This is a genomic window from Rhizobium sp. 01T417, assembly GCF_056398905.1.
Window position 1 is genome coordinate 192,327 of record NZ_JBFTQH010000004.1, and the last position, 18,038, is coordinate 210,364.

General features: G+C 60.9%; 15 protein-coding genes. 4 read left to right on the forward strand and 11 right to left on the reverse strand.

Translation table 11 applies throughout. The features are described from left to right. Positions 1-3 precede the first annotated feature (3 nt). Genes AC1DPR_RS06470 through AC1DPR_RS06485 form a run of 4 tightly spaced genes read right to left on the reverse strand, consistent with a single transcriptional unit; the run spans position 4 to position 4,230 of the window. Positions 4-1,020 (reverse strand): formamidase, encoded by a 1,017-nt coding sequence (locus AC1DPR_RS06470; protein ID WP_477815948.1) that lies wholly within the window; start codon positions 1,018-1,020, stop codon positions 4-6. 10 nt (positions 1,021-1,030) lie between these two features. Next, positions 1,031-1,957 (reverse strand): ABC transporter permease, encoded by a 927-nt coding sequence (locus AC1DPR_RS06475; RefSeq protein ID WP_026371563.1) that lies wholly within the window; start codon positions 1,955-1,957, stop codon positions 1,031-1,033. Then, positions 1,957-3,087 carry an ABC transporter permease gene (locus AC1DPR_RS06480; protein WP_477815949.1) on the reverse strand — a complete coding sequence of 377 codons (1,131 nt, stop codon included), beginning with the start codon at positions 3,085-3,087 and terminating at the stop codon, positions 1,957-1,959. The genes AC1DPR_RS06475 and AC1DPR_RS06480 overlap by 1 nt, the downstream gene beginning before the upstream one ends. Before the next feature lie 18 nt (positions 3,088-3,105). Then, positions 3,106-4,230, reverse strand: coding sequence for a BMP family ABC transporter substrate-binding protein (locus AC1DPR_RS06485; RefSeq protein WP_477815950.1), 1,125 nt, complete (start codon positions 4,228-4,230; stop codon positions 3,106-3,108). A 316-nt stretch (positions 4,231-4,546) separates the two neighbouring features. Between AC1DPR_RS06485 and AC1DPR_RS06490 the strand changes: the two genes are divergently transcribed. Then, positions 4,547-5,224: a GntR family transcriptional regulator gene (locus AC1DPR_RS06490; RefSeq protein WP_018855625.1), complete on the forward strand. Its 678-nt coding sequence runs from the start codon at positions 4,547-4,549 to the stop codon at positions 5,222-5,224. A gap of 168 nt (positions 5,225-5,392) precedes the next feature. Beyond that, complete coding sequence (locus AC1DPR_RS06495; protein ID WP_477815951.1) at positions 5,393-7,294, forward strand: adenylate/guanylate cyclase domain-containing protein; 1,902 nt, start codon at positions 5,393-5,395, stop codon at positions 7,292-7,294. Between the two features lie 174 nt (positions 7,295-7,468). Here the strand turns inward: AC1DPR_RS06495 and AC1DPR_RS06500 are convergent, their stop codons facing one another. Continuing rightward, on the reverse strand, positions 7,469-8,368 hold the full coding sequence (locus tag AC1DPR_RS06500) for a LysR family transcriptional regulator (RefSeq protein WP_477815952.1): 900 nt from the start codon (positions 8,366-8,368) through the stop codon (positions 7,469-7,471). Between the two features lie 90 nt (positions 8,369-8,458). Between AC1DPR_RS06500 and AC1DPR_RS06505 the strand changes: the two genes are divergently transcribed. Together AC1DPR_RS06505 and AC1DPR_RS06510 are read left to right on the forward strand one after the other, a co-directional pair. Continuing rightward, the gene (locus AC1DPR_RS06505; RefSeq protein WP_477815953.1) at positions 8,459-9,163 is read left to right on the forward strand and encodes a haloacid dehalogenase type II; all 705 of its coding nucleotides are present in this window, start codon (positions 8,459-8,461) and stop codon (positions 9,161-9,163) included. Positions 9,164-9,191: 28 nt separating this feature from the next. Continuing rightward, positions 9,192-9,983, forward strand: a complete 792-nt coding sequence (locus AC1DPR_RS06510; RefSeq protein ID WP_477815954.1) for an aldolase — start codon at positions 9,192-9,194, stop codon at positions 9,981-9,983. A gap of 158 nt (positions 9,984-10,141) precedes the next feature. Here AC1DPR_RS06510 and AC1DPR_RS06515 read toward each other — a convergent pair whose 3' ends face one another. From AC1DPR_RS06515 to AC1DPR_RS06540, 6 genes are all read right to left on the reverse strand, one after another. Next, entirely contained in the window at positions 10,142-12,271 is a 2,130-nt protein-coding gene (locus tag AC1DPR_RS06515; protein ID WP_477815955.1) for a beta-galactosidase, read from the reverse strand. A 106-nt stretch (positions 12,272-12,377) separates the two neighbouring features. Further along, a complete protein-coding gene (locus AC1DPR_RS06520; protein ID WP_062371621.1) occupies positions 12,378-13,253 on the reverse strand; it encodes a 2-hydroxy-3-oxopropionate reductase in 876 nt (291 codons plus the stop codon). Then, on the reverse strand, positions 13,250-14,050 hold the full coding sequence (gene otnI / locus AC1DPR_RS06525; protein ID WP_477815956.1) for a 2-oxo-tetronate isomerase: 801 nt from the start codon (positions 14,048-14,050) through the stop codon (positions 13,250-13,252). Before otnI ends, AC1DPR_RS06520 begins: the two co-directional genes overlap by 4 nt. A gap of 10 nt (positions 14,051-14,060) precedes the next feature. Then, positions 14,061-15,770, reverse strand: coding sequence for an ABC transporter ATP-binding protein (locus tag AC1DPR_RS06530; protein ID WP_477815957.1), 1,710 nt, complete (start codon positions 15,768-15,770; stop codon positions 14,061-14,063). 10 nt (positions 15,771-15,780) lie between these two features. Beyond that, on the reverse strand, positions 15,781-16,971 hold the full coding sequence (locus AC1DPR_RS06535) for an ABC transporter permease (RefSeq protein ID WP_477815958.1): 1,191 nt from the start codon (positions 16,969-16,971) through the stop codon (positions 15,781-15,783). A gap of 10 nt (positions 16,972-16,981) precedes the next feature. After that, positions 16,982-17,968, reverse strand: a complete 987-nt coding sequence (locus tag AC1DPR_RS06540) for an ABC transporter permease (protein WP_018855635.1) — start codon at positions 17,966-17,968, stop codon at positions 16,982-16,984. Positions 17,969-18,038: the final 70 nt, after the last annotated feature.

The window sequence follows — 18,038 nt, forward strand, 5'->3', positions numbered from 1 at the left end:
CTCCTATTCGCCCGCAAGTTTGAAAGTTTCGCCATAGCCTCGCGCCGGCTTGTCGAAGCCGCAGGACGTGCCGTCGACGACCTTGACCTCATCTTCCCAGGGCAACCGGTACCGGCCCGCGATGAGATCGTGCATGTAGCTGTAAGGCGCGTCCCCCGCGCCGCCGGCGACGGCGACATAACCGCGATGGCCGAACTGGTAGATATTGTTCTCGACGCCCCAGCTGCGCCGCGCCTCACGCACCAGGTCGGGGCGGACCTCGGCGGTGATGATCTCGTTCGGGCGACCGGACGTGCCGTGGGCGATGATCGTGCCGTCGAAATTGCAGATCATGCCTTCGCCCATGGAGTCGAACGTGCCGTCCGAACCGCACATGCAGACGCTGGCGGTCACCATCAGATTGCAGAAGGCGTTTGACTGGTTGGTGAACTTCCAGCTGTCGCGGATCGGAGCGGTGTAGCCCGCTGTCCGGATCATGATCTCGGCACCCTTGTAGGCGCACTCCCGGGCCATCTCCGGAAACATCCCGTCATGGCAGATGATCAGTGCGAGCTTCGCACCTTTCGGTCCCTTGATCACCGGAATGCCGAAGTTGCCAGGCTCCCAGGGCTCGACCGGCACCCATGGATGCATCTTCCGGTAATGGAGTTTCAGTTCGCCCCTGTCGTCGATGACGATGCCCGAATTGTACGGCATCCCATCCGGATTGAATTCCATGATCGAGAAACAGCCCCAGATGCGGTTTTCGCGGCAGGAATTCTTGAAGGCAGCAACCTCCGGCCCGTCGAGCGAACACATGATCTCGGGATTGATGTCCATCGACAGGCCATGCAGCGCGTACTCGGGGAAGACGACCAGATCCATGCCTGCCTGGTTGCGACGGGCCTTGCCAACGAGGTCGACGATAACCTTGGTCTGCCTTGCAAGGTCCTCCCTGGTGACCGTGACAGGAAGCTGAAGCTGGACCAGGCCGATACCGACGCCATGTTCCGATTTGTTAAGGCCGCCGAGACCATTCATGGCAGATCCCCTATTTCGTGAGCGACAACGCGCCGGGGGCACCGGCAAGCGAACGTGTTGGTGAGGACGTGGCAATGAGGATGACGAGCGTCAGCACGTAGGGAGCTGCATAGAACAGGTAGTAGCCCTGCGTGACGCCGACCGACTGCAAGGCGGGACCCAGTGCGCCGGCGCCGCCGAAGAGAAGGGCGGCCAGGAAGCAGCCAATCGGGTTCCAGCGCGCGAAGATCACCAGCGCCACCGCCATCAGGCCCTGTCCGGAAGAAATGCCTTCGTTCCAGGAACCGGGGTAGTAGAGCGAGAGATAGGCCCCGCCCAAGGCGGCGAGCGATCCACCGACGCCGGTGGCGAGCAGCCGGACACGATCCGGATTGATCCCCATCGCACGTGCCGCATCGGTGCTGTCGCCGACAACCCGCAATACGAGACCGACACGGGTGTTCTTGAACCCCCACCACAGGAAGAGTGCCAGCGCGCCCCCCACGATGAAGAGCACATTGATGTTCAGTGCCGCCTGAACCTGCGGAAGGTTGGACCACGCACCGAGCGGGATCGACGGCAGATGCGGTGCTGCCGGCTGAATAAAGGGCTTGCCGAGAAAGAAGGCCAGTCCCAGCCCGAATTGCATCATGGCGATGCCGATCGCGATGTCATTCACCTTCGGCCACTTGCAGATCCATCCGTGCACGAGGCCGAAGACGGTGCCCGAGCCCATGGCCGCCAGCACGCCGAGCCAGGGCGAGCCGGTAAGCACGGCGACCGCATAGGCCGTCATGGCACCGAAGACCAGCGTACCTTCGAGGCCAAGGTTGATGCGGCCAGAGCGTTCGGTGATGGTCTCGCCGAGGCTGACGAAGATGAAGGGCGTCGAGACACGGATCGCGCCCGCAAAGATGGCGAGGGGTACACCCCAGATGCCGATGCCGCTCGCTTCCATCATGGGCTCCTTTTCCAGAGGTCGGGATTGAAGATCTTGAAGCGACCGTAGAAGGTCTCGCAAAAGAGGATGACGACGAAGAGCGTGCCTTGCAGCACCAGGACCGTTGCGTCAGGCAAAGCCATCCGGCGCTGGATGAGGCCGCCCGACGCATCGATGCCGCCGAGCAGGATGGCGACCGGAATGATCGCCAGTGGATTGTGCCGCGCCAGGAAGGAGACGAGGATGCCGGTATAGCCGTAACCCGCCGCCAGCGAGGCATTGGCACTGCCTTGGACGGCGGCGACCTCGATCATGCCGGCAAGGCCGGCGAAGCTGCCGGCGATCGCCGTGAAGCCGACGATCAGGCGGCCGACCGGCAACCCCTGTATCTGTGCGGCGCGAACATTGCCGCCGGCGATGCGCGCCGCGAAGCCATAGCTCGTGACCTCGATCAGCACCCACGAGATGATGCAGGCGACGACGCCGATTGCGAGCCCCCAGTGCACATCCATTCCGGGTATCTTGCCCAGCATGTATTCGGCGGGCAGGGGGGTGGTGGAGGGTTTGTTAAGGCTCGCCGGATCACGCAGTGGCCCTTCGACGAACTGGTTCATGAGGGCGATGGCGATATAGGCGAGCAGCAGCGAAGAAATGGTCTCGTTGACCCCGCGATAGTGCCGCAGGAAGCCGGCAAGACCGATCCAGATGCCGCCAACGAGCATCGCCGCCGCCGCCATCAGCAGCAGAACGAGGAAGGCGGGCAGCGTGCCGACGAACGGCAATGCGGCCGCCGCCGCAGCAACGCCACCCAATACGACCGCGCCCTCGCCGCCGATGATGACGAGCCCGAGACGCGCCGGCAAGGCGACGCAAAGCGCGGTCAGGAGGAGGGGGGCGGCCCGGCTGAGGCTGTTCTGGATCGAGAACCAGCTGCCGAAACCGCCTGTGTACATCAATTGGAACAAGGTGGCCGGCGATTTGCCGATCACGAGAATGAAGATGGAGAAGAGCGCCAGCCCGATCAGGATCGCGCCGCAACTGATGACGACAGGTTCGGCGCGCCGTGCGACCCACTCAAGGATGGGTCTCACTACGGACGATCGTTGGGAAGCGATGGCTATTGCTGAGGTATTCGCCTCGACTGTCATGACGCGTCTCCCTCCGGGTCAGGCCGTGGATCCGACGACGCCTTCCACGAGATACGCCATGCTCTCGAGCTCGATGGCATCTTCGGCATAGCTCTTGTCGGGCGTGACGACGACGTTGCCCTTGTTGTCCTTGATCGGCCCCTTGAAGACGGAGAACTTGCCCGTCATCATCTCGGCGAGCGTTGCGTCGAACTTCGTCCGTCCTTCGGCTGGCACGGCAGGTCCGAGCGGGCTCATCTTGACGAAGCCATCCTTGAGGCCGCCGCGCACGAAATTGCCGAGCTTCTCGCCGGCCTGGGCCTTCTTGACAAAATCGGTGTAGACGTTGCCCCACGCCCATTCGGCGCCGGTCAGATATTTTTCAGGCGCCAGCGGGCTCTGGTTTGCGTGGTAGCCGCACACGAAGGCGCCGCGACCGGCTGCCGTCTCGACAACAACCTTCGGGCTGTCGACATGGCAGGTGATAACATCCGCACCCTGGTCGATCAGCGCGTTGGTCGCTTCGGCCTCCTTGACGGCAAGCGACCATTCCCCCGTGAAGATGACCTGGCAGGTGATCGACGGATCGACCGAGCGCGCCCCGAGCAGGAAGGCGTTGATGTTCTGCAGCACCTGCGGAATGGGCTTGGCCGCGACGAAGCCTAGCTTCTTGCTTTTCGACGTGTAGCCGGCCGCGACCCCGTTCAGGTATTGGCCCTGGAAGATATAGCCGAAATACGAACCCGTGTTTGCAGGGTTCTTGCCCTCCTGCCAGAGGCCGCCGCAATGGCGGAACTGCACATCCGGGTACTTTGCCGCCATCGCCAGCATATGTGGTTCGAAGTAGCCGAACGAGGTCGGGAAGATCAGCGTCGCGCCATCGAGGTTGATCATCGACTCCATCGTCTTCTGGACATCGACGGTTTCGGGGACATTCTCTTCTTCAACGATCGTGACGCCCGGCAGGGCCTTCAGCGCCGCCGCTCCTTCGGCATGGGCCTGGTTGTAGCCGTAGTCGTCCTTGGGGCCGACATAGATGAAGCCGACGGTGAGTGCGGCCTGGGCGAGAGCGCGGCCCGACAGCAGGCCTGGCGTCAAGGCGAGTGCTCCGGCGGCGGAAACCTGCAGGAAGTGGCGGCGGTTCATGGAAAGGAGTTTGGTCATAGGAATGCTCCTTGCGGCCAGGGCCGGTTCGAAAAAACGGTGCAGAAAAGTGTATGCAATGACCGTGCCATATTCTAAGTGCTTGATTTATCGCACCAATATTAGCAGCACTGTTTTGCTTGTCTAAACTGTATGCAGTTTTACCGCCGGAATGATCAAATTTTAATCTATGATTACTATTCACTCATTCTCTTGTCGTCTGGCCCTTCAGGAAAGCTCGCTGGGGCAACGCAATGCCTCTAGAAACAAGAAGATAATTGACTTGTCTGGCAACTGGCCGCATCTGTATGCAGTTGACGCAGCAAGAATCAGGATCGTGACAGAGATCAAGCGCAGGCAGGTAATCAGGGCGGGCACGACCGTCGAGCAGATGGTTCGCGCCATCGCGGATATGATTGTGACCGGCCTTTTCGTCCCCGGCGAGAGGATGGATGAGATCTCGCTGGCCGCCCGCTTCGATGTCTCGCGCACGCCGGTCCGGGAGGCGCTGCGCGAACTTGGCGCCATGGGGCTGGTCGATCGTGAGCCCAACCGCAGTGCCGTCGTCGCGAACGTGACGGAGGCCTATCTGCATTCGATGTTCGAGGCGATGTCGGAATTGGAGGCCATCTGCGCACGGCTTTCGGCCGAACGCATGACGGTCGATGAGCGGCGCTCCCTCGAACTCGAGCATCGGGCCTCGGCAAAGCTGGTGCACGCTGGAGCCGAGGAAGGCTATGCTGCGCACAACACGGAGTTTCACACTCGCCTTTATCGTGGCGCCCATAACGAGCACATCTTCGAATTGGTGACGCAAACCCGCGCAAGACTGGCGCCGTTCCGCCGGGCGCAGTTCCGCCTGCCCGGGCGCCTGGCCAAATCCTATGACGAACACGATGCCATCGTGACGGCGATCATGCGTGGAGATGTGGCGGCAGCCGGTCAGGCAGCCTATTCGCACGTTGCTATTGTGAGTGACGCGAGCATAACATTTGCCACTGCGAAGAACGCCTGAGAAGCTGTGGCCGATCCATCTTGCTCAGGCGCGAAATCGGTGAAAGATAAGGCCGTGAACGAATACGGCGACCTCAGAAATGACCAAGGGCAAAGACGCCACAAGACTTAGACAGGGTGGCCTTAAGTGGAGGAAGTGAAAGCGTCTTCCTCGCAAGGCGATCCCGAGATGCCCTGGTCCCAGCCGCTACGCCTGCACCTCAGCATCGTGATCGTACTCCTGCTCGTAACCGTCTGCACGCCGCTGATGTGGCTGACATACCAACATGGGCGGTCATCCGCGATCGATGCCGCGCAGGAGAAGATGCGGCTGTTGAGCTTGCATGCGCTCGATCACTATCGCAGCGTCTTCGACAGTGGCTTTTCCGCCATCGAGACAAGCTCCGCCCTGGCTCCAATGGTATCGGCGCCTCCGGCGGAGCTCGACGCAAAGCGCGACTTCCTGCTGAAGGCGCTGCAGGGGTCACCGAAACTGGACAGCCTGTATGCCGGCTATCCGGACGGTTCCTTTATTCAGGCAGCCAGTGTCCTCACCAATCCGAAATGGAGCCAAGTCCTTTCAGCACCGTCCGGCACAGCATTTGCGCTGATCACCATTGGGCAATCCGCGGATGGGATGACGTCCGCCTGGCGGTTCCTGGATGTCAACGGCAACCTGCTCGCCGAGCGCGACAGCAAAACCGTAACTTACGATCCTCGGCAACGGCTCTGGTATCGCGCTGCCGTTGCAAAAGATGGGCCCGCCTCGGTTGGCCCGTATGTCACCGCCGCGACGCAGTCACTGAGCCTGACGCTCGCCACGCCCATGGAAAAGGACAGGCGCGTCGTGGCGGGCGCAGACGTGCTTCTGGAAACCATCAGCAGCTTGCTGAACGAGGAAGCAATATCGACACATGCACGTGGCTATGTTTTCGACGATCACCGGCGCCTGATCGTCCACTCTGACCCGTCGATCATGGCTCTAATCCTCGAAACGCTTTCCAATACCTCGCGCGATGAAGTTGCTGCACCGTATTCAGGGGATCCGGCCTTCGACGCGGTCAGGCAATTGCTGCTGACGGAAGCCGGCACCAGGGGAGGCGTGGCGCATTTTTCGGTTGCGGGGGTGCCATACATGGCCCAGATCTCGCCGGTCGAGTTTTCCGGGCTCCTCAAGGGCAACACGCTCGTCATTGCGGCACCTGTCGACGATTTTGTCGGTCCAAGCAACCGCTTGCTGATCAAGACGCTGATGATTGCCGGTGGTGTTCTTGTTGCGGGTATTGTGGCAGCGCTCGTCGTCGCGCGGCTCATCAGCAATGCGCTTTTTTCTCTGGCTGCCGAAGCCAGGCAAATTGGGGATCTGGATTTCAAGGGACAGGGAGCCTACCGCTCCATGATCGCCGAGATCAACATTCTCGCAAACGCACTTGCCGCAGCACGTGACGCAATCCGTAATTTTTCTCTTTATGTGCCGCGGGAACTTGTACGCAAGATCGTGAGCGCCGGGAAAGTCGAAACCGGGGTTGCCTCGCGTCAGGACGTCACCCTGCTTTTTACCGACATCCGGGATTTTACGACAATTTCGGAGCAGTATTCCCCGGAAAGCGTTACTGCGCTGCTCTCGTCCTATTTTCAGTTGATGAACGATATCGTGGAGCAGCACAACGGCGTTATCGTCCAATATCTGGGTGACTCGATTTTCGGCATGTGGAACGCACCGGTGCCGGATCCTCAGCACGTGCAGAACGGCTGTCGTTGCGCCCTGGCGCTAAAGGCGGCGATCGACGAATTCAATGCGGCCAACCGGGCCTCGGGACGCCCGGAATTCATCACCCGGTTCGGTCTCCATACCGGGCCGGCGGTTGTCGGCAGTGTTGGTGCCCAGACCCGTCGCCAGTACACAGCTATGGGCGACACCGTCAACGTTGCTTCCCGTCTGGAAGGTATGAACAAGGAGTTCGGCACCTCTATCCTCGCAAGCCGGGCGATCACCGCAAAAGCGGGAGATGCATTCCGTTTTCGGCCTCTTGGACTGGCGCAAGCCAAAGGCCGTTTCGAACAGATCGAGGTGTTCGAGCTTGTTTGCTAGTTGAAACCTCTTCGATCCTGCGCAGCAAAGTGCGACGTTACCGGTGGCCGGTGTTCGATCCCGTGTTTGCCGGTATCGCCAGGTCTTATAGGGTTTCGTCTTGCCCGACGGTGGGGCCAGATTTTGGTCAGAGCGAAACGGCCTTGTGTGTGCTCACAGCAATCAGGACCGAAATCAGTTCACGCGGGCGATCGGCGTTTTGGCGCTTCGCCTCAGCGCGGTCAGGTTCGCTATCAGAAAATCGGCCGTCTCCTTGACCGCCGGTTCCAGCTTCCTTGTGGCCGCGATCAGCGCAAGTTCGGACGCGGGTTCCTGCGCAAAACCGTCAGCACCGTTCAACGGCTGATGCTCGGGCAGTATTGCATCGACTGGAAGCAAGCTGATGCCGAGGCCGGATGCAACCGCCGCCTGAACGCCCATCAGGCCTTGGCTCGAATAGGCGATACGCCAACGTCTTCCGCTTTCCTCAATCGCCCGGATGGCCCTTTCGCGATAGATGCACCCGGGTGGAAACACCGCAAGCGGAATCGGATCGGTCCCGCCGGAAAGGGTCCGGCTACCCACCCAACTTAGCGGTTCCTCCCACTTGGCAATACAGCTGCCATCGCCCGGCTCGCGCTTGATAAGGGCTAGATCGAGCTCTCCCGCTTGAAGAAGCCTTCGCAACTCGAAGCTCCAGCCGCCGATCGTATCGAGCCTCGTATGTGAAGTGGTCCGCGCAAAGCCGGAGAGCAGGTCAATCATCCGCCGCCCGGCAAAGTCTTCCGGAACGCCGAGCCGCACGGTCTTCGGAACCGGGACCGAGCGGCCCAGAGCTTCGTCTGCCTCCGCCAAGATCGACAGTATCCGCCGGGCGTAGCTCATCAGCAGTTCACCCTCCTCCGTCGTTCGCACACGGCCCGAGGCGCGGTCGCGGATGAGAAGCGTGCGTCCAAGATTGGTCTCGAGCTTCTTGACCTGCTGGCTAATCGTTGATTGCGTGAGGTGAACGCGCTCTGCCGCCCGTGTAAACCCGCCTGTCTCGACGACGGCGGCAAAAGTGCGCAGAAGGTCGAGGTCGAAACCGAAGCTCATTTGAGTTTCCAATAATGAATATGGTGACATTTAATTTCCAAATGATCGCGCCCGATGTCAATCCTGCTTGGAAACAATCAGGAGACCGAGATGACACTTTCAGGACCGCACCCGAAATGGCTGACCTTCGATTGCTATGGCACCCTTATCCAGTGGGACGAAGGGTTGCTTGCGGCAATGGACAGGATCCTCGCGGGAAATAAGCAATCGATCGACCGGGATGCCTTCATTGCCGTGTACGACCGGCACGAGCATCGGCTCGAGGCGGAACGTCCACACCGTTCGTTCCAGGATGTAAGCGCGACCGCTCTTGCGCTGGCGATGAAGGAATTCTCCCTCGAGGTATCGCCCGGCGACGCGGATCTTCTCACCTCATCCATCAGCCGCATGCCGCCTTTTCCAGAGGTGGTTGAGACATTGGCCAGACTGAAGGCGGCGGGGTTCAAACTTGCCATTATCTCCAATACGGACGATGCGATCATAGCCGGAAACGTTGCGCAACTCGGCGGTTGGGTCGATCGGGTGATCACGGCGGAGCAGGCCGGAGCCTACAAGCCGACAAGACAGATATTCCAATATGCCTGGCAAGAGCTTGGCGTCGAAAAGCACCAACTGGTTCATGTTTGTGCGAGCCCTCATCTCGATCTCGCTGCGGCGAGGGAGCTTGGCTTCAAAACGGTATGGGTCGACCGCGGAACCGGCCGCAAGCCGCTTGCCGACTACGCGCCAGACGAAATTATTGCCCGACTTGACGAGCTTCCCGACTTGCTTTCCGCCGCAGGCTGGATGGAATAGGGCCAATTGTTTTTAGGGAGATTTTGTCATGGCCCATGAACTCAAACGCGGACAGTCGGCGCCGGCAATACTGCGAAACACCGACCTCGACGCCCAGGAGGTATGGCAGGCGCGCGTGGATTTGGCCGCCTGTCTGAGGGCAGCCGCACGGCATGGCCTCGAAGAGGGGATATGCAATCATTTCTCCGCTCTCGTGCCGGGACATGCCGACCTCTTTCTTGTCAACCGGCTCGGCTGGGCCTTCGAGGAGGCAACGGCCTCCAGTCTCCTGATTTGCGATTTCGACGGCAATGTGCTGTCCGGCGATGGTGAACCGGAGGCGACGGCCTTCTTTATTCATGCCCGCCTGCACAAGATGGCGCCGCGCATTGGCGCGGCATTTCACACCCATATGCCGAATGCGACGGCGCTCAGCATGATCGAAGGGGAGCCGCTTGTCTGGGCCGGACAGACCGCGTTGAAGTTCTATGGACGCACCGCGGTTGACACGGACTATCACGGTCTTGCGCTCGATGAGCGGGAAGGCGATCGTTTGGCGACCGTTCTTGGTGACAAGGATATTCTCTTTATGAAGAACCATGGCGTCATGGTCTGCGCGCCTAACATCGCGGAGGCCTGGGACGATCTCTATTATCTGGAACGGGCGGCGGAGGCTCAGGTGAAGGCCATGAGCACAGGACGACCCTTGCTCCCGGTAAAGCCGGAAATTGCCGCTGCCACTGCAAAGCAGATGCGGGAAGGCGACCCAGAAAGCGCCCACTTGCACCTGGAAAGCGTCAAGCGCAGACTTGATGTGACGGCGCCAGACTATAGGTCGTAGAGAAGGACAGCGATCGCGCCGATGTTCGATAGGCCACCGGCGCGTCCTTCCGACCAGCGAAAAGACGCGGGGGCAAGATCGTCATGGGCCGATAAGCAACAGGCCCACCGTGCGACTTCCTCGAACTGCTGGCCGACCCGCGGGAGCCAATGACCCGGCTACCATTGCGAAACGGACTTCGGACGGAGAGGGAGGATCAACACGTCGCGAGCCGACACCTCGATATTGCCGTCACCACGGATATGGTCGACCGGCCAGACAGGTCCGGCGAAGTCGGGCTGGCCCAGACCTTCGGCGAGCTTCACTTTCGTTGACTGAGATGTCCGTGTTGGATTGACCAGCCACAGGAAGCTGCCTTTCTCACCCTTGTGTACTCTGGCAAAAAGATTGCTGTTATCGAGTGTCACGTGCTTCGCGCGGCCGCTCCAGGTCAACAGGGCGGCGAAGAATGCGCCGTTCTTCTTTCCGTCGGTGCGGTAATAGGCGACCGAGGGATTGGTACCGATCAGAAGCGTACGGCCCTTGCCGTATCTGTTCTCGACGATGGCAAGGCGGCCGTCCGTGAAATGGCCGCGGCCGGTCCCGCCGGTCAGGCAGTAGGATTGCAGAAGGCCGCCGCCGTCAACCGGAAGGCCGTCCATGTCGAAATGGATGCGGTCACCGATATCGGGCATGAACTCGACTGTTTCCTCATGCGCACCAAAGACCGGGTCGAGGCCAAGGTTCGGTTGCACGGTGCCCACACGACCGCGATCGCCAAAATAACCAGGACACGCCTCGGCGATCAGCGTACCGCCTTTTTCCACCCAGGCTCTCAGTTGCTCCGCCTGTTTCGCGGTGAACATGATGGGGTAGGGGAAATAGAGGAAATCATAGGCGTCGATATCGTCGATGTGTACCCAGTCCGGCTGGAGTCCGCTGTCGAGGAAGGCGCGATAGGCTCCCCACATGGCCTCCGGATAGGGTTTTTCCTTGCGGTCGTAATTCAGCAGATAATCCCATTCCTGGGTCTCGCGCACGACGAGGATCCCGATCTCGCCGCGTATAGGCTTGGCTTCCCAGAGAGCGGCTCGCGCCGGATCGTTCGCCCATTTTGCCATGGCGCTTTGCATCTCCGAGCGGGACGTGCGCGAACCATCCATGCCATAGGCGCCGAAGGCGCCGAAGAGCGGACCGTCGAGCAGCGGGCGCCAACGCAGGTTGAGCACGCCGCGCGCGCCCCCGGCAAGCGAGGTCATGCTCCAGATGCGGATATCCTCGGGCTCGGCGACGCGGCCGTCCTCCTTATCGCGGCCGATCACCTGGGGCTGCAGCCAGAGCGACCCGCCCTGACGCTCGGCGTGCCAGAAGGGCTTGCCGCGGGCCGCGGCCCGATTGATGTCAACACCGTACCAGGTCTTCCAGGGCTCAGTGCCCTTGCGGGCCTGGATCCAGGTGAAGCCGTAGACCTCGACCTTGGAGGCAGCAAGCCAATCGTCGCAGCCGTTCGACGCCATGTTGGGGATCGAGCCGGAGATGCCGTGTGCGGCGATGACGTTCTTTTGATCGACGGCGCGGATGGTGTCGATGCGCCACTGCATCTGGTCGTAGAAATTGTCGCGCTTGAACTGCAGCCAGTCGATACATTCGGGGTAGGGGGCCATATGAGCCGGCGGCTCAATATCCGCCCAATCGGCATAGCTGTAGCGATTCCACGCCTTCGCCAGCACTTTCAGGCTGCCATATTTCTTCTCCAGCCAGATGCGGAAGGCAGCCTTGGCGTAGGAACTGTAATCGACATCGGCGGAGTAGTTGCACTCGTTCCAGACATCGTAGCCGTAGATCGCTGGATGATCCTTGTAGCGGGAGGCAAGCGCCGTCAGGAATTTGCCGGCCGCTTCCTTCACCTCCGGGCAGTTGAGCGTCAAGGCGCCGGCGCCGCCGCCATTGTTGGAAAAGCCGCCGGTGGCCGCCGAGACGCCCATGTAGGATCCGAGTTTCGTGCCGTCGGCATTGACCTGAAGCGCATCGGCATATTTGCGCACCGCCCAGTCGGGCACGGCATGGATCAGTTCGGCAATGACCGTCTTGATGCCGTTCTTTGCGGCAAGGTCCATCTGGCGATCGTATTCCTCCCAGTCGTAGATGCCGGGTGCGGTTTCGATCGCGCTCCACATGAACCAGTGGCGGAAGATATTGAGGCCGTCTTCACGGGCCGTCGTGTAGTCGCGCTCCCAATCTTCGGGGGGCGGGTTGGACTTGCGGAAATAGACGGCGCCATAAGGGAACTGGATATCGTTTCTGAGCATTGTCCTGTCCTTTTCAATCAAATCCGGACATGCCTTCGGCATCCGGAGACCTGCTCCGGTCAGGGCAAACGACGATGATGTCCGGGGTTAGTATTGAGCGGTTCCTTTAGCGCGGACCTCCGGCAAGAAGATCCAGCGTTCGGATGAGGGCGGAATGGTCACGCTCGCCGTCGCCATTGGCAATCGCGGCGTTCATCAGCTGCTGCGTTGCAGCGGTGTTCGGCAGCGAGAGGTCAAGGGCGCGGGCAGCGTCGACGGCCAGTGTCATGTCCTTGCGGTGCAGACGGATGCGGAACCCCGGCTCGAAGGCTTCCGTGACCATGCGTTCGCCATGTACCTCGAGGATACGTGAGGAAGCAAAGCCGCCCATCAGCGCAGAGCGAACCTTGGCCGGATCGGCACCGGCGGACCGGGCAAAGAGAAGGGCTTCAGCAACCGCCTCGATTGTCAGCCCGACGATGATCTGGTTGGCGACCTTGGCCGTCTGGCCATCGCCGACACCACCGATCAATGTGATATTCTTGCCCATCTTCTCGAACAGCGGTCGAGCGCGCTCGAAGACATGCTGCTGACCGCCGACCATGATCGTCAGGGAGGCGGCCTTGGCGCCGACTTCGCCGCCGGAAACGGGCGCGTCGAGATAGTCGCAGCCGAGTGCCTCGATGCGACGGGCAAAAGCCTTGGTGGCCACCGGCGAGATCGAGCTCATGTCGATGACAAGTTTGCCCTCGGTCAGGCCGGATGCCACGCCGTCCGGACCGAAAAGCACCGCCTCAACATCGGGCGTATCCGGCAGCATGAGGATGACGATGTCGGAGGCTTCCGCTACCGCCTTTGCGCTGGCTGCGGACTTGCCACCCCTGGCGACGAGCTTTTGGGAGTTTTCCTTCACTCGGCTCAGATGCAGCGTATGGCCGGCATCGATCAGGTGCTCCGCCATCGGGCGGCCCATGACACCAAGTCCGATAAATCCGATATTCATATCATCTCCACTTCGGCTGACTCGAGATAGGGTTTCATCCAGCCGAGGCCTTCGCTGGTGCCAGCCTTCGGCTTGTACTCGCAGCCGACCCAGCCGTCGTAGCCAAGGCGGTCGAGTTCAGAGAAGATGAAACGGTAGTTGATCTCCCCGCTGCCCGGTTCATTGCGGCCGGGATTGTCGGCGATCTGGACATGCGCGATCCTGTCGCGCAGCCGCGTGAAGGTCGGGATCAGGTCACCCTGCATGATCTGCATGTGGTAGAAATCGTACTGTATGTAGAGATTTCCGGAGCCGACCTTGTCGAGGATCCGTTCGGCATGTTCCGTCGTCGACAGGAAAAAGTCGGGAATGTCGCGCAGGTTGATCGGCTCGATCAGCAGCTTCACGCCGACATCGGCGGCGCGTGCGGCAGCGTATTTCAGATTGTCGACCAGAACCCTCTCCAGCACTTGGCGATCGGCGCCCTTCGGCACGAGACCGGAGATGACGTTGACCTGCGGGCAGTCGAGGGCCTTGGCATAATCGAGTGCGAGCGTGACACCGTTGCGGAATTCGTCGATGCGATCAGGCAGGCAGGCAATGCCGCGCTCGCCGCCAACCCAGTCGCCGGAGGGCACGTTGAAGAGCGCCTGCTTCAGACCGCTTGCCTTCAGGGCGTCTGCGACCTTCTCCTTCGGCTCGGCGTAGGGACCGAGATATTCGAGCGCGCAGAAGCCGTCTTTTTCGGCGGCGGCAAAGCGGTCGAGGAAGGGAAGTTCCTGGTAAAGAAAGGAGAGATTGGCGGAGAATTTCGGCACTGGAAGGTCCTTATGCATTGGCAGGCGCGATGAAACGATGCCGGTGCAACATGCGCTTGTCGCGTGGATCGGGATTGGGAACGGCGGAGATGAGGCTCTTGGTGTAGGCTTCCCGCGGAGCAGTGCAAATCTGCTCGGCTTCACCGAGTTCGACGATCCTGCCACGATGCATGACGGCGACGCGGTCGCAGAAGTAGCGAACCACGGAAATGTCGTGCGAGATGAAGATGAAGCTGAGGTTCAGGCGCTGGCGGATATCGAGCAGCAGATCGAGGATCTGGCTGCGGATGGAGACATCGAGCGCCGATGTAGCCTCGTCGGCGATGATGATGCGCGGATCGAGCGCCAGTGAGCGGGCAATGCCGATACGCTGCCGCTGACCGCCGGAGAACGCGTGCGGATAACGCTCCATGCCCAATGGATCGAGACCGACAAGCCGCATGAGCTCGGCGACCCGTTGTTCCAGCGCCTTGCCCTTGGCGAGCCCGTTGACGACGAGGGGATCGCCGATCACCTCCTTTACCGTCATGCGCGGGTTGAGCGAGGCGAAGGGGTCCTGGAAGACCAACCGTACCTCGCGATGGAACCCGCGCAGTTCCTTCTTGCCGAGCTTCGTGACCTCGACCTCCTCTCCGCCCTTGCCGCGGTAGATGACGCTGCCGGTGGTCGGTTCGACAGTGCGCAGGATGAGCCGGCCGAGCGTTGTCTTGCCGGAGCCGCTTTCGCCGACAATGCCGAGATTTTCGCCCGGATAGAGATCGAAATTGACGTCGTCAACGGCACGCAGCGTGTTGGCGCTGCCCTGCCAGCCGAAGGTCTTGCCGAGATTGCGCACCGAAAGGACCGGCTTCGGCGCCTCAGCCGACAGCGCGATTGCCGGCAACCTCCCTTCGACGTGATGGGTGAGCTTGACTGTCGAGGCGAGGAGCTGGCGCGTATAGGGATGTTCCGCCGCGTGGTAGATCGGGTCGACCGGGCCGCGCTCGACGATCTTTCCGAAACGCATGACAGCAACCTCGTCGGCGACTTCGGCGACCACGCCCATGTCATGGGTGATAAGCAGCATCGCCATGCCACGCTCCACCTGCAGGCGCTTGATGAGATCGAGGATTTCAGCCTGGGTCGTGACGTCGAGCGCCGTCGTAGGCTCGTCGGCGATCAGGATATCGGGATTGCCGGCAAGTGCCATGGCGATCATGGCGCGCTGGCGCATGCCGCCCGAGAATTCAAACGTATAGCGATCGACCATCTTATCGGGATTCGGGATTTCGACCTGGCGCAGCAGTTCGACTGTACGGGCTCGCGCCGCCGCCTTGTCGAGGGTGCTGTGCAGGCGTACGGCTTCGACGATCTGCGAGCCGATGGTGTGGACCGGCGACAGGGAACTCATCGGCTCCTGGAAGATCAGGCCGATGCGTCGGCCGCGAATTGCCCGCATGGCGCTGCTGGCAGGTGAAAGCGTCGCGATATCGGTGATGGCGCTGCCATTGCGAAGCAGGATCCGGCCACCGACGACGCGTCCGGGGCTGTCGACGATCTGCAGCAGCGAGCGCGCGGTGACACTCTTGCCGGAGCCGCTTTCACCAACGAGGCAAAGTGTCTGGCCCCGCTTGAGCTGGAAGCTCACATTCTCGACGGCGTGCAGGATATGGGTGCGCAGCCGAAAATCGATCGAGAGATTTTCGACGGACAGGACAACGTCATCGGGAAGGTCGGTCATAGCTTCCTCCTCAATTGTCATAGGGGTCGGCGGCGTCGCGCAGGCCGTCGCCAAAGAAGTTGAACGAGAGCACCGCGACGACCACTGCCAGCGACGGCCAGATCAACAGCCAGGGTGCGGTGGCGACCGTGCGGATGTTTTGAGCGTCCTGCAGCAGCACGCCCCAGCTAACCACAGGCGGCTTCAGACCGATGCCAAGGAAGGAGAGAGACGTTTCCGCGACGATCATCGTCGGCACGGCGAGCGTCACGACGGCGAGGATATGGCTCGTCAGCGACGGCAGGATATGGCGGAAGATCAGCCGCGCTTCACTTGATCCGTCGAGCCTTGCCGCAGTCACGAAATCCTCGCTGCGCAGGGCCAGGAAACGCCCGCGCACTTCGCGGGCAAGGCTTGTCCAGCCGAGCAGCGAGACGATGATCGTGATGACGAAATAGACACTGACCGGCGACCATGTCAGCGGGATCGCCGCCGCGAGCCCAAGCCAGAGCGGAATGGTCGGCATGGCACTTACCACCTCGATGACACGCTGGATCAGTGTATCGACCCAGCCACCGAAAAAGCCGGAGATCGAGCCAAGTACGACACCCAGGATCAGCGACATGGCAACGCCGACAAGCCCGATGGACATGGAGACGCGGGTGCCGTAGATCAGCCGCGAGAGCACGTCGCGGCCGAGCCGGTCGGCGCCGAGGAGATACATTGGATCGTTCGGGTTGATCGGGCCGATCAGGCGTCTGCTCATCGGGATGAGACCCCAGAGCTTGTAGGCCGGGCCTTTGACGAAGAAGCCGATCGGCACGACCTTGGTATCGTCGACGACGAAGGTGCGCCTGAGCGCCACCTTGTCGATCTCGACCTTGTAGCCCTTCACATGAAAGTTGAACTCGGAGCTGCCGTCGGGCCTGGTCATGAAGAAACTCAAGCCCTGCGGCGGCGCATAGGTAAATTGCGGCCTGGAGGTCGAAGGCAGCCCGGGGGCCAGGAATTCGGCGAAGAGGCCGACGAGATAAAGCAGGAGAATGATAACGCCGGCGACCATCGCCACCTTCTGGCGGAGCAGCTTGCCGGCGATCAACCGCCAGGGACCGACTGCGGCGGTCGAGACCGTCTTGCCCTGCTTCAGTGGGCTGATCGACGGACCATCGGCAACGATATGAAGAGGGCCGGTATGGGTTCCGAATGTTTCGTGCGTGCTCATCGGCCTCTCCTCAATCGAACCGGATGCGCGGATCGAGCAGCGCAAGCAGCAGATCCGACAAGAGCATGCCGACGAGGGTCAGCGCGGAGAGCAGCAGAATGAAGCTGCCGGCGAGGTACATGTCCTGTGCGACCAGCGCCCGGAAAAGCAGGGGGCCGGAGGTCGGCAGGTTGAGAACGATAGCCGTGATCGTCACGCCCGAGACAAGATGCGGCAGCACCCAACCGATCGCCGACACGAAGGGGTTGAGCGCGATGCGAACGGGATATTTGAGGATGACCTTGTATTCCGGCAGGCCCTTGGCGCGGGCGGTAATGACGTAAGGCTTGTGCAGTTCGTCCGTCAGATTGGCGCGCAGGATGCGAATCATCGCCGCCGTTCCGGATGCGCCGATGATGATGATCGGAATCCAGAGATGGGTGAGAAAATCGCCGATCTTGGCGAGGTTCCAGGGTGCTTCTGCATATTCGGGCGAGACCAGCCCGCCAACACTCAGGCCAAGATACTTGTAGGCAATATACATCAGCGTCAGCGCGAGGATGAAGTTTGGCACGGCAAGGCCGATGAAGCCGAAAAAAGTGAAGACGTGATCACCGATGGAATGGCGGCGCACGGCAGAATAGATTCCGATCGGCAGTGATACGATCCAGACGAAGAGGAGGCTCAGCAGCGAGATGACCAGCGTTGAGCCCATGCGCGCCCAGATCAGGCCCGAGACGGGCTGGTTCCATTCAAAGGACCAGCCGAAGTCGCCGCGGCTGACAATTCCCCACATCCATTTCAGGTACTGGACGTAGAAGGGGTCGTCGAAGCCGTAGATCTGTTTCAACCGTTCGATTTGCGCCGGATCGACAGCCTGGCCGCTGTCACTCATCGTCGCGATCATCGAGGTGAGATAGTCACCCGGCGGTAGCTGGATGATCAGAAACGAGATCAGCGACATGCCGAACAGGGTCGGTATCATGTAGAGCACGCGCCTGAAGATATAGCCAAGCATCGGAATGTCTCTCCTCCCGTTGAGAGCGCCCTTGCGCCTTCGTCGGAAATTCATCCGCTCCCGGCCGGCA